At 51.8% G+C, this 13,030-nt stretch carries 11 protein-coding genes and 1 tRNA gene; 3 read left to right on the top strand and 9 right to left on the bottom strand.

All coding sequences use genetic code 11. The features are described from left to right. Nucleotides 1–1,624 precede the first annotated feature (1,624 nt). The 7 genes from TERTU_RS12395 to TERTU_RS12425 form a co-directional block, all read right to left on the bottom strand. A tRNA-Ser gene (locus TERTU_RS12395) sits at nt 1,625–1,715 on the bottom strand. Nucleotides 1,716–1,892: 177 nt separating this feature from the next. Next, on the bottom strand, nt 1,893–2,087 hold the full coding sequence (csrA, locus tag TERTU_RS12400; RefSeq protein ID WP_015819790.1) for a carbon storage regulator CsrA: 195 nt from the start codon (nt 2,085–2,087) through the stop codon (nt 1,893–1,895). Between the two features lie 256 nt (nt 2,088–2,343). Next, nucleotides 2,344–3,564, bottom strand: a complete 1,221-nt coding sequence (locus TERTU_RS12405; RefSeq protein ID WP_015819433.1) for an aspartate kinase — start codon at nt 3,562–3,564, stop codon at nt 2,344–2,346. Between the two features lie 114 nt (nt 3,565–3,678). Next, nucleotides 3,679–6,279 carry an alanine--tRNA ligase gene (alaS, locus tag TERTU_RS12410; RefSeq protein ID WP_015819946.1) on the bottom strand — a complete coding sequence of 867 codons (2,601 nt, stop codon included), beginning with the start codon at nt 6,277–6,279 and terminating at the stop codon, nt 3,679–3,681. 58 nt (nt 6,280–6,337) lie between these two features. Further along, the gene (locus tag TERTU_RS12415) at nt 6,338–6,691 is read right to left on the bottom strand and encodes a histidine triad nucleotide-binding protein (protein ID WP_015820674.1); all 354 of its coding nucleotides are present in this window, start codon (nt 6,689–6,691) and stop codon (nt 6,338–6,340) included. A gap of 50 nt (nt 6,692–6,741) precedes the next feature. Further along, entirely contained in the window at nt 6,742–6,936 is a 195-nt protein-coding gene (locus tag TERTU_RS12420) for a Trm112 family protein (RefSeq protein ID WP_015818646.1), read from the bottom strand. Nucleotides 6,937–7,059: 123 nt separating this feature from the next. Then, nucleotides 7,060–7,956, bottom strand: coding sequence for a M23 family metallopeptidase (locus tag TERTU_RS12425; RefSeq protein WP_015818561.1), 897 nt, complete (start codon nt 7,954–7,956; stop codon nt 7,060–7,062). Between the two features lie 60 nt (nt 7,957–8,016). On the opposite strand from TERTU_RS12425, the gene TERTU_RS12430 reads away from it, so the two are divergent. Then, complete coding sequence (locus TERTU_RS12430) at nt 8,017–9,033, top strand: YheT family hydrolase (RefSeq protein ID WP_015820260.1); 1,017 nt, start codon at nt 8,017–8,019, stop codon at nt 9,031–9,033. Nucleotides 9,034–9,089: 56 nt separating this feature from the next. Here the strand turns inward: TERTU_RS12430 and TERTU_RS12435 are convergent, their stop codons facing one another. Then, complete coding sequence (locus TERTU_RS12435; protein ID WP_041590231.1) at nt 9,090–9,560, bottom strand: TetR/AcrR family transcriptional regulator; 471 nt, start codon at nt 9,558–9,560, stop codon at nt 9,090–9,092. Between the two features lie 175 nt (nt 9,561–9,735). Between TERTU_RS12435 and trpB the strand changes: the two genes are divergently transcribed. Together trpB and trpA are read left to right on the top strand one after the other, a co-directional pair. After that, nucleotides 9,736–11,028, top strand: a complete 1,293-nt coding sequence (trpB, locus tag TERTU_RS12440) for a tryptophan synthase subunit beta (protein WP_012779310.1) — start codon at nt 9,736–9,738, stop codon at nt 11,026–11,028. Then, complete coding sequence (trpA, locus tag TERTU_RS12445; protein ID WP_015820874.1) at nt 11,012–11,776, top strand: tryptophan synthase subunit alpha; 765 nt, start codon at nt 11,012–11,014, stop codon at nt 11,774–11,776. Before trpB ends, trpA begins: the two co-directional genes overlap by 17 nt. A gap of 588 nt (nt 11,777–12,364) precedes the next feature. Here the strand turns inward: trpA and TERTU_RS12450 are convergent. Continuing rightward, nucleotides 12,365–12,880: a regulatory protein RecX gene (locus tag TERTU_RS12450; protein ID WP_015819704.1), complete on the bottom strand. Its 516-nt coding sequence runs from the start codon at nt 12,878–12,880 to the stop codon at nt 12,365–12,367. Nucleotides 12,881–13,030 lie beyond the last annotated feature (150 nt).

Here is a 13,030-nt window from a genome sequence, read left to right on the forward strand (position 1 = left end):
CCCACGCCATTAATCCTCTGTTCGGCGATGATAGACAATCCAAACCAACGATACGCCATGCGTATTGCGCACAAAGGGGTATATAGAAAAGTCGGGCGTTGCTTAGCTACAAAATAGCAAGCTTTCTGAAACATCGTTTTAAATGGCTTACCATCATAAATAGAGAGCACCGCCAACACTCTAGTGGATTAAACGTAAAATCCACTACCGTCTAAACCAATGCGCTCGATTTTTTACTCCGCAGCAGCTTAGAGATTTAGTAACCAACTCTTCGGTCACAATGTCGAATTCGCCAGCTGCGCATCCATCCTAGACGTCAAATTCCCTCCCTTATCGTTCTTGCGTCCTCAAAGTGATTTAAATAAATGCGCTTCAACCTAATAATTTTCCCGAAGGTAGCACGCAAGCGTTAAAGCGACGTAATTTCCTCGAACGGACTGAAACTGATTTTGCCAAAAAATATTCTGGGCACAAAAATGCATTTACAATAAGTAGCGATGTCTCATTTATTAAAAGTTAAAAATAAATTCTATTTTTGGGCAGTGTAAAAGCTATAGCGAACAAGACATCACATGCTTTTGCTGCGGTTTTAAGAGTCCATCAGCCAAGGGATCGAACAGTTTAAATTGTGGCCGGTTGATACTCATTAATCTGGCCCATCGGGCAATGGCGGTGCTTCCCTGCCCCGCCTATTAACCTCGCAAATTTCACAGCCAAGTTAATAGGCATAAATACATCGGCAGAGACCAAGGGCAAGTTACAGCTTCGATAATGTCTGTGCAGCTAAAGCGACTAGAGCAACGAGCACATCACCCTCACCCCAAAAAATTCACTGATCGGGCAACAGAACTTTTGAGACTCCAAGGTCACCATCATCGTTTTAACGATTTCAGTTCGCTTGCCATTAAGCTGGTGTTGCTGGGATGTGTTTACCCGCTGCGATTTCATTCCCAGTACACAAAGAATACTTGCTAGAGACAGACTCGTAGGAGCACGCAGATTTAGATTGGTTGCCAATAGCCGTGACTCACCGCCGCAAGCCTACTGATAGCGGCAAGGCACATGTTAAGCTGGAGGCGTAGTTTGCTGGGGGATATAAATATAGGTACCCCTGATCAACGTAGTAATTTCTCTGTGTGACCGGCGGCGGTGAGTTGTTAGGCGTCTTTCGCAATTAATGGCCTTGGTCCTTTATTGTGAAACGCAAGGCCACAAATGATCACCGCAGGCCGTGCCTCGAGCCTTGCAATACAGTTAGAACGCCCAACAGTTTCTGGTCGGAGCTCTTTAATAAGCGCTCGGCATACGTTCTCTTTGTAGGTGTTCTTTGCAAGTGCGAGTACTTTTACCAGGGCTTTTACAGGCACTCTATTAGCGGTGCTCTCCTTATCCATGCAAAGATTGAGGTTTTGTAGTACCAACTCAGCAAGCGCGGTAAAGAGGCAAATACAGCCTCCACAATGCAGCCTAACGGCAACCTGGCTGCGCAGCCTTGGGAAGATTGTTCGACCTTCTAAACGGGAGATTACATTTGGTCGCCCGGGAAGGGCAGGAAGGATAACCCCTGATAATTCAGGGATTTAATACCTATCGGCTTTTGAGCATGCCGATAGCTAAAGAATAATGGCGGAGAGGGAGGGATTCGAACCCTCGATACCGGTTAAGGGTATACTCCCTTAGCAGGGGAGCGCCTTCGGCCACTCGGCCACCTCTCCGCAACATTCCCACTTGGCCCGCTTGTGCACGCCGCTTTGTGTGGGGCGCGAATAATAGCAATTTGCCAAGAAAAATCAAAGGGTTGAAGAAAAAAATTTCAAAAAATAAAAGCCAAAGGGCAATATCACCACTTTGGCTTTTACGACATGAGGGTTTTACCTGAAATTCGCGTAACCTTAGCTGTTACCTATTTCGCCTTGTTCTTGTTTTTCACGCTGTATGCGCTGGTAAATTTCCTCTCGGTGCACCGCAATCTCTTTCGGAGCATTCACCCCGATACGCACCTGGTTGCCCTTGACGCCCAGCACGGTTACGGTCACATCGTCACCGACCATGAGGGTTTCGCCAATTCGGCGGGTCAAAATTAACATTTAAGTCTCCTTATATTCATCCTGCTCTGCCAGCAATAATCATTTTGTTCGATGCCAGCTTCCACTGGTGGTCATCATTGCCACCCCTGTTATTGTTCTAGTCCACTATCAACTATCAAAGTTGTAGCACGGGAGGTAGATATAAACCAGCTAACTTTATATTTTGGTCACAAAAATTAAAAGCCTGCCTAAAGGTTTAGACAAGCTTGGCATCAGTATCAACAATTGTAACACTTTTTTGACAACGTACTCTTTTTTACTTGTCTAATTCGAATGCACTGTGTAGTGCCCTAACAGCAAGTTCAAGGTACTTCTCTTCAATAATTACGGTGATCTTTATCTCGGAAGTTGTGATCATCTGAATATTGATATTCTCGTTAGCCAGGGTTTTGAACATTTTCGAAGCAACCCCGGCGTGAGAGCGCATCCCAACACCAACAATGGAGATTTTCGCGATTTTGTCGTCTCCGACAACCTCACGAGCACCTAAATCCTCGGCTACGCCTGCTAATACAGACTTCGCTTTTTCAAGATCGTTCTTGTGAACTGTGAAAGTAATCGCATTTGTGTTGTCTGCGGCGACATTTTGCACAATTACATCGATCTCGATATTCGCGTCACCAATGGGTGATAAAACCTTGGAAGCAACACCCGGCGCGTCGGGTACACCCAGAATGGAGATTTTTGCCTCGTCCCGATTAAAAGCTATGCCAGATACAACGGGTTGTTCCATTGTCTCGTTTTCCTCATCAAGTGTTATTAAGGTGCCTGGACCGTCGACAAACGACGACAGAACACGCAGTGGTACTTTGTACTTGCCAGCAAACTCGACCGAACGAATTTGCAAAACTTTCGACCCCTGGCTCGCCATTTCGAGCATTTCTTCGAAGGTGATCTTGTCCAATCGGCGGGCGGAATCCACGACACGCGGATCGGTTGTATAGACGCCATCGACATCAGTGTAGATCTGGCATTCATCCGCTTTGAGCGCTGCCGCTAACGCGACGCCAGTGGTGTCGGAACCACCGCGACCGAGCGTGGTGATATTGCCTGCCTCATCCACGCCCTGGAACCCGGCCACCACAACCACGCGACCTGCATCCAGATCGGCGCGCATGTTGTCTACATCGATGTTTTGAATGCGCGCTTTCATATGGGCGCTGTCGGTAAGAATTTTAACCTGCCCACCAGTATATGAACGTGCGTCATAGCCCTTGGCTTTTAACGCCATGCACAGCAAGGCGATGGTTACCTGCTCGCCGGTTGAAACCAGCACGTCCATTTCGCGTGGGTCCGGCTTTTCCTGGACATCGCTCGCCAAGCTGATTAAACGGTTGGTCTCGCCACTCATGGCCGACACAACCACCACCATGTCGTGACCTTGATCGCGGAAACCCGCGACTTTTTCGGCCACAGCTTTGATTTTTTCGGTAGTGCCAACAGACGTACCACCGAACTTTTGTACGATTAAGCTCATTTGCTTGTTAGGTCTCTCATCGTTGTTTAACTGCACAGTCTTTTACTGCGCCGCCTGCCCTTTTATCCACGCTAAAAACCCACGGATTTTGCGCTTCCAGGGGAGCTGCCTATGCTACGAAAGCTGGTCTTGCACCCAGGCAGGAACACTCGCCAGTGCGCCAGGAAGCGCAGCCACATCCGAACCCGCGCCCTGCGCCATGTCGGGTCGACCACCGCCCTTGCCACCGACCTGAGTGGCGACGTATTTGAGCAGGTCGCCCGCGCGCAAACGCTTGGTGGAATCGGCACTCACGCCCGCAGCCAGCGCGATCTTGCCCTCGTTCACAGACGCGAGAATTATCGCACAGCTACCTAGTTTGTTCTTGAGCTGATCCAGGGTACTCAGTAAAGATTTTGCATCCACCCCTTCCAGGGACTTGACGAGCAGCTTGAGCCCTTCAATTTCCTGCGCTTCGCCCAGCCATTCATCGGCAGAAGCCGCAGCGAGTTTGCTGTTTGCCGCCGCCAGCTCCTTCTCGAGCATTTTGTTGCGAGCAAGCAGTTGTTCGAGTTTTTCGGGCAGCGACTCGGCGCCGGACTTCAACGCTCCAGCGACAGTACTGAGCAGTTCTGCTTGGCTTTCCACTGCCACCAGGGCATGTTCACCGGTCACCGCTTCGATTCGGCGCACCCCGGAAGCAATGCCGCCTTCAGAGATAATGCGCATTAAGCCGATATCCCCGGTACGCGATACATGGGTACCGCCGCACAGTTCCACTGAGAAGCCCTCGCCCATGGAGAGAACGCGCACTTCATCGCCGTACTTCTCACCGAACAACATCATTGCACCGCGCTCTTTGGCGGTATCCATATCGCAGAGTTCGGTGGTAACCACTGTATTGCGCCGAATTTCCCCGTTCACAATACGCTCGATCTGCTTCAATTCCGCCGGCTTAACCGCTTCAAAATGCGAGAAGTCGAAGCGCAGGCGTTGTGAATCTACCAGCGAGCCCTTCTGGGTTACGTGATCACCCAAGACTTTGCGTAATGCCGCGTGGAGTAAATGGGTCGCCGAGTGGTTGAGCGCTGTTGCGGCGCGCACGCTTTGGTCTACACACGCGGTGACCTCGTTTTGCTCGGCAATACTGCCTGACAACATCACGCCAATATGCAGGTGATTGCTGCCACTTTTCTGGCAATCGCGCACCTCAAATTTACCGGCAACCGTGGAAATGTACCCGGTATCACCGGCCTGTCCGCCGGACTCGCCGTAAAAAGGCGTTCGCGAAAGCACGATCACACCTTCGTCGCCTTCATTGAGCTGACTGACTTTCTCGCCGTCTTTGAACAGCGCCTGCACCTTACCGGACTCCTCCAGGTGGGTGTAACCCAGAAACTCAGTGGTACCTTCAAGCGACAGGTTGGCGGTGTAATCCATCTTGAAAGAACCAGAAGCGCGCGCGCGGGCTTTCTGTGCTTCCATCAGGCTTTCGTACCCATCGAGATCCAGCGTTAAAGAACGTTCGCGCGCGATATCGTTGGTGAGATCCACCGGGAAACCATAGGTGTCGTAAAGGGTAAATACCGTTTCACCAGGAATAACCGAACCATCCAAACCGGCGAGACTGTCTTCGAGAATCGCCATGCCTTTATCCAGCGTCTTGGCAAACTGCTGTTCTTCGGTGAGTAAAACTTTTTCAATCTGCGCCTGGTGCTGGCGCAGCTCTGGATAGGCGTCGCCCATCTGCTCAACCAAAGCCGCGACAAGGGTATGAAAGAAGCTGTTTGTCTGGCCCAGTTTGTGTCCATGACGAATCGCGCGGCGCATGATTCGCCGCAGCACATAACCGCGCCCTTCATTCGATGGCAACACGCCATCGCACACAAGAAAAGAGCAGGAGCGAATATGGTCTGCAATTACCCGCAGGGATTTATTTTCCAGGTCTGATGTTCCGGTTGCCGTAGCTGCCGCACGAAGTAGCGCCTGGAAAAGATCGATTTCATAATTGCTGTGCACGCCTTGCATTACCGCAGCGATACGCTCCAGCCCCATGCCGGTATCCACCGATGGGCGCGGCAAAGGCACCAGCTCACCATTACTCTGGCGCTCGAACTGCATAAACACCAGGTTCCAGATTTCGATATAACGGTCGAGGTCGTCGTTTTCACTACCGGGTGGGCCGCCGGGAACATCAGCGCCGTGATCGTAAAAGATCTCGGAACTTGGGCCGCAAGGGCCGGTATCGCCCATTTGCCAAAAATTATCTTCATCCAGGCGCGAGAAGCGATCGGCACTCACGCCCACTTCTTTCAGCCAGATATCCGCCGCTTCGTCGTCACTGATGTGCACCGTCACCCACAGGCGCTCCGCCGGCAGGCCGAGTACCTTGGTTAAGAACTCCCAACCAAATCGAATCGCATCGCGCTTGAAATAGTCGCCAAAGCTGAAGTTACCCAGCATTTCAAAAAACGTGTGGTGGCGGGCGGTGTAACCCACGTTTTCCAGATCGTTGTGCTTGCCGCCCGCGCGAACACAGCGCTGCGAACTGGTGGCACGGCTATAGGGCCGCTTCTCCGCCCCGAGGAACACGTCTTTAAATTGCACCATGCCCGCGTTAGTGAATAACAGCGTGGGATCGTTGCCGGGAACAAGGGAGCTGCTGTTTACAACTTCGTGCCCTTGCTCTGCGAAATACTTCAGGAATGCATCGCGGATTTCTGCACTTTTCATCATCGTAGAAAACTTATGTATCGCCTATAAAAAAGAGATGGGTCTCGAACGGGTGAAGCAGTTACTTCATTCCCAACGAGCCTTCGGAGAAGGTCTTGTTGGCCAGGATGTGTAGGTGAAGATGGAAAACTGTCTGACCCGCAGCTTCGCCATTATTTACAACCACTCGAAATGCCTCGTCGACACCCAGTTTGCGGGCGATTTCACCGACCGACAGCATCAGGTGACCAAGCAGCGCTTTGTCTTCGTCAGTCGCGTCCGCAAGGCGAGGTATCGCTTTGCGCGGAATAACCAACACATGCGTAGGTGCCTGAGGGTTGATGTCCTTAATACAAATACACAGCTCGTCTTCGTAAACCCGCTCAGCGGGAATTTCACCACGGATTATCTTGCTGAATATGGTGTCGTCACTCATTGCTCTGGTCCCCCACCCTCATTGCCAATAGTTAACAGCCTGGGTTTGCCTCAGTGGCTGTACTGTTCTTTCTCTTCCAGTGTCAGTTCACGCGCTTCGGTTTCCAACATAACGGGAATACCATCGCGAATAGGGTATGCAAGGCCGCTGGCGGCACATACGAGTTCTTGCTTGTCTGCGACGAATTCCAATGGAGCTTTACTCACTGGGCACACTAAAATACTGAGCAGTTTTTGATCAATCATCGTAACCTTCTAAGATTGTCAGGCCTTGGGTCTGGCCAATGGGAATTTTCTGGATCGCGAATGTTACACCGGATGCTGGTTAAAGTCTCTAAATCGCAGATGTTCACGGCCACTCACGGCAGCCTAACGGTTGTTTAATGCGGGTTTTTCTGGCGCGACCTGTTGAGTATTGGCTTTATCGGAAGTCTCCTCCGCTCGCCTGCTCGCGAAGTCGGGCAGCAGCAGTGCCGGGTCGAGCCGTTCGTCAAACCAGTTGACCCGCCAGTCCAGGTGAGGCCCGGTGGCGCGGCCGGTCTTGCCAATCAACGCGATTTTTTGACCCTGCCGCACGCGCGCGCCCGGCTTGACCAGTATCTTGCTTAGATGAATGAATGTTGAGGTAATTCCATAGCCGTGATCGACTATGAGCGTGCCACCGGAATAATACATATCGGGTGCCACCAGGACGACTACGCCACCGGCAGGTGCGACCACTGTTGTGCCGACCGGGCCCGCAATATCCAGCCCGAAATGCGGGCGTTTCGGCACCCCATTAAAAACGCGCTGACTCCCATAGACGCCGGTGACTGGTCCCTCTGCGGGCCAAATAAACGGTTCTCGGTAGTAAGTTTCCCGGGACAAAACACGCCTCGCATTTGCAACCTGAGCAGAATCCTCCTGGATGCGGGCCAGTACGTTTTCAGGAGGCTCGACATATTTCTGCTCCACCCCGGTGATACGCTGAACCTTGTATTGTCTCGGCTGCACAGTGTATTGCGCGGAGAATTCCGTACCACCTTTGCTGACGGTCACTGTTTGCTCGCCCTTCACGTCTCGCCCTAACCCGAAAACGAAATTCCCCTTGGCATCTGCGGTCAGAGTTTTATTCATCACCGAAACAGTCGCCTCCGGCACGGTATGACCAAACAGCATCGCGCCCGGAAGCCAGTTACCTTTAATTTCCAGCGGCAGCTGAGCCGACTCAGCCCGCACCACCACGGCCGCAACTGCAAACAACAATACTGCTAAACGGGTTACCATCAACACTCACCATTTTTGAGACAATCAATTATTCGTTCCACGCCGACATAAAGAGAATGTATGCCAGCTAATGACTCACCCACGATCGACTTTAATCCTCGCGGCATTCTTCGCAACGCTCACGCACAGGTTATTTTAGCGACTTCCGGCTTGCGCAAAGCGTTTTTGAAACGCACGCACAAGAGCTACCTCAGCACTGCCCAATGGCTGGAGCTCGATGCCGGCAACGGAGTTACCTTGGCCGGAGAGCTTAACACAGCGCCTGCAACTGCATCCTCCTCCCACCCGGCGCACAAGAACACTCTGGTTATTGTGCTGCACGGCTGGGAAGGCTCCAGCCAGTCGGCCTATGCGACCTCCGCTGGCAGCACGCTTTTCGACAATGGGTTCGACACTTTTCGCCTTAATTTTCGCGATCACGGCGACACCTACCACTTAAACCGCGGCATATTTAACTCATCGCTGATTGACGAAGTAGTGGGCGCAGTCAAAGCCATCCAGCAGCAAACCGACTACGACAAGTATTGCCTGATGGGGTTCTCACTGGGTGGGAACTTTGCCTTGCGCGTCGCGGTGCGGGAACAGCATCTCGCTAAACCGCTAGCGGGCGTGCTCGCCGTATGCCCGGTACTCGACCCCGCACACACCATGATGGCCCTAAACCGAGGTGCGTTTTTCTACGGCCGCTATTTTGCGCATAAATGGAAGCGCTCGTTAACCGCAAAACTTGCAGCTTTCCCAGACTACAAATACGGCAAAGATTTAAAATCGATACACACGCTTGATGAGTTAAACAACTATTTCATTCCCCGCTACACCGGCTTCAACTCAGTCTCCGAATACTTCAAAAGTTACACGCTCACCGGGCAGAAGCTCGCGTTTCTCAACTGCCCCAGTTACATTCTGGCAGCTGGCGACGACCCAATAATTCCAGCATCCGACTTTCAGAAAATAGCCAAGCCTGCGAATCTGCACATAACAGTAACGCAACAAGGTTCTCATTGCGCATACCTGGAAAACCTGCATAAACCTAGTGCTGCCGACAAATATGCGGTGAAATTATTTGGAGCCTGTTGATATCGCAAGGCAGATAGTTAAAGCCAGAGAATTGGCTTCGAAGTGTAGATGTCTAATTATTCTTCTGCGGCTGGCGTCATTAATTGGCGGAGCAAACGCTGATCAAATTCCCTGGCGAAACTTTCCACATCGAATCCATGTCGCTTAGCCCACTGCTCAAGGGGCGCTCTCCAAGCGCGTTCTACATGTTTAAATAGTACGCGCTGAGCATCGGGAAATCGCTGCCCTTCTCCAATGCAAAGCGCGAGCAGGCGCACTGCCTCTGGCGTAAGCAGCAGCGCTTCCAGCTTGAGCCAAAGTGCGCTCGCCGTCAGCGTTGACCAGTCCACACTAGGCTGTACGTCCCGCCAATATTCGAGTGCTGCAACCAACAGCGCATTTTTATCCGGAAAATGTCGGTACACGGTCGGCTTCGAAACCCGGCAAGCAGCGACAACCATATCGATAGACGTCCCTTTAAACCCGTTTTCGAGAAACAGCGGCAGGCTTTGCATCGCTATCTCGTTACGCTTGGACGGACGGGCCATACGATTACTCACTTGCAAAAGATCGCCACCTTAGCCTAAGCCTGCGACGCTGTCACCTCTGAAAACCCCGTACTAACCCCGCACTATCCCCATAAACATCGGTGCTTGAATGGGTTTGCCTATCGCAGTATAGTTACTACACCGTTTAGTTACATAACCATGATTTGGAGTGCTAATGATCAGCAGTGAACAAGGGCTTTTTGGCGAATTCGGCGGCCGCTATGTGCCGGAAATATTGCGCCCCGCCCTTTGCCAGCTTGAAGACATGTATCAACAGCTACGCAGCGATGAAACCTTCTGGCAAGAATACCTTCAGCTGACGCAGGAGTTTTCTGGCCGCCCGACGCCGTTAACCGCTCTACCTCGCCTGAGTGAGCTGCTGGGTGGCGCCAAGATCTGGCTCAAACGCGAAGACCTTAACCACTCAGGCGCCCACAAAATCAACAATGTGCTTGGCCAAGCACTATTGGTGAAGCGCATGGGCAAACAGCGAATAATCGCCGAAACGGGCGCCGGTCAGCACGGTCTGGCCACAGCCATAATCGCGGCTCGGATGGGGTTGCAGGCGACCATTTATATGGGCAGCGAAGACGTTGAGCGTCAGTATTCCAATGTCTTCTGGATGCGGCAATTAGGGGCGGAAGTGGTTCCTGTTAACCACGGCTCCTGCACGCTCAAAGATGCGCTGGACGAAGCCCTGCGGGACTGGGCCGCGAGTGTTGACGACACCCATTATGTGTTGGGCACCGCGTGCGGACCGGCTCCCTTTCCGGAACTGGTCACCTATTTTCAACGGGTAATCTCGCAGGAAATTCGCGCCCAAGCGAAACATCAAATTGGCGCTCTGCCAAATGCCGTGGTGGCTTGCGTCGGTGGCGGCTCCAATGCGCTGGGCGCATTTTGTGATTTTCTGGACGAACCGTCAGTACGGCTTTTGGGGGTCGAAGCTGGAGGGCGCAGCCAACAACCAGGTCAGCACTCTATTCGTTTGCACGGCGATCTAGCGAGCCCGGGTATCGCACAGGGCTACAAAACACTATTTTTACAAAACCGTAATGGGCAACTGGGGGAAACCCATTCGATTGCTGCGGGTCTGGATTATGTGGGCGTATCCCCGGTTCTAGCTGATTTAGTTGCACGGGGACGCGTAGACGCAACAAGCGCGACCGACGCTGAGGTTACTCACGCATTCCAGCTGCTGATGCGCTACGAAGGCATCATTCCTGCGCTTGAGTCTTCCCACGCGTTGGCAGGTGGATTTGCCTTAGCAAAAGAAATGCAGCCACAGGAGCATGTGGTAATCAACCTCAGCGGACGCGGCGACAAAGACATTTTCAATATCGCGCAAGCCCTTCCGCAGCAGGAATGGCTGGATTTTCTGGAACGTGAAGTCGCCCGCACAGAGCAGCGCCTGAAAGAAAGCGCCCAGTGCCCTAACGGAGAAGAACAGTATGTTTCCAACGGCTAATGAGTCTCTAAAAGTTATGTCTCACTGCGTGGTTGGCTTCCCCAGCCTCGAAGAAAATGAACATGCGATCGATGGACTGGTTGCCGCGGGGATTCGCCTGATCGAACTGCAAGTTCCCTTCAGCGACCCGGTTGCAGATGGCCCAGTCCTGGTCAATGCCTGCGTGAAAGCCCTCGCGCAAGGCGGCTCATTCGAAGCAACGCTCGCACTCGCACGCAAAGTCAGCCGCCGCCACCCTGAGGTTACGTTTGTTTTGATGAGCTATTTGAATCCAATCTATCAATACGGTATTCCCGCCGCCATTGATGAGATTGCCAATGCAGGCATCGAAGGGATTATTGTGCCCGACTGGCCAGTGGAGGCTATGCGCCCTCACCTCCTCCACATGGAAAAGCGCGGGGTTGCGCCAATTCTCATGGTCACACCCAATACAGCGTCCGCGCGCATAGCCGAAATCGCATCAGCCAGCCGAGGTATGCTGTACGTTGTTTCCCGAATGGGTGTCACCGGGTCGAGCACACATTGGGGAGAGGAATTCCAAACCTACATCGCTCGAGTAAAAGAACACACTAACCTTCCCCTGGCAGTGGGTTTTGGCGTGCGCACTCGCGAGGACTTGCAAGCACTGCGCGGTCGAGTCGAGGTCGCCGCCTTCTGCTCCCAATATATCGAATGGCAAGCAGAGCATGGGAGTGAACGAGCCGCTGAACGAATGGCACAAGTTGTTCAATCCATCCAAGCAGCTTGAAAGCAAAACCAGAGGGTATTTAGAGTTGGACTGAAGAAGACAAGTGCTGGGACATTACCGAACGACGTCCATAAAAGCCAATCCAGTTCGCCACATCTACCTGTGAGCACAGGGTTTACCAAGGCGCTACTCAACTTTTCGATTGACCAGTCAAACGCGCAACAACGTTTGATGTTTAGATCCTGGAGCGACTATGACCTAGGGCCTGTTAACACTAATTCGATTCATTCTGTTGCGGCTAAAATTTCGCTATCAAGGCGTTTGGAGCATAGTTTGGTTGTTCCAAATGAGCGATAAACAACGCCGAGAGCGGGATTTTAGCCGCAACCCGTAGGGCTGGGCCTGTATTTCCAGGCTGATGCGTTATTTTTCGCTCGTTTAGCCCGCTAAACAACGCCAAAAATGCCTTTCATCCTGAAAATACAGGCTCCAGCAGAGCGAATTGAATTAGTGTTAACAGGCCCTAGGTATTTGCCTACCAAACCCGGCAGCTGTATGTTCACACTGAATATCACCAGCAACTACGGATATCGATTAATTGTCGACGGACCTTGAGATTTATCTGTTACCCAAAACACGATCAGCAGTTCAGAGGTCAACGTGTTCCTGTGCTACCAGGCTATCGAACAGGCACTCAATTTCCTCTGCTCTATAGCCACGGTAGCGAAGAAACTGTTGTTGTTTGCCTTTCTCTTTGAAGTCCGCAGGTAGGCGACCAAATTTTTTTCGCCACGTATTTAAGATTTCAGTGGAAATTGCATCGGTGTAGCGCTCAAGCACGTCGTCCGCCAAGCCCGGGCCAATGCCTTTTTCCTTAAGCTCCATACGCAAACGCTCTGTACCAAAGCCTTTGCGAATACGAGCCCGGGCGTAAACTTCGGCAAAACGCTCATCAGATAAGTAGCCGTCTTCCACCAGTTTTTCTTCGACTGAGTCCAGCGCTAACGACACGGCCGTTGGATCACTAGAATTTTTACTGGTTAACTTTGTTTTTAATTTTGCGCGCAACTCTTTTACCGAGTGCTCCCGCCTAGCCAAAAGGCCCAACGCAGAATTATAGGCATAAGCAACCAGCTCACTTGAAGCGGAAGTTTGCAGGTTCATAACTATCACTTTTCAGATTTGTTTCGCAACGCATATACAAACAAACGGGGCTGATGCTGTTTCGGGGTCAGGTGGTTAAATTTTGCCGACAGCGGATTACGCAGTGATATTTTTTCTCGAACTTTCTAGATCACCCATGTTTCGAGGCGT

The sequence above is a fragment of the Teredinibacter turnerae T7901 genome, from assembly GCF_000023025.1.
GTDB lineage: Bacteria > Pseudomonadota > Gammaproteobacteria > Pseudomonadales > Cellvibrionaceae > Teredinibacter > Teredinibacter turnerae_B.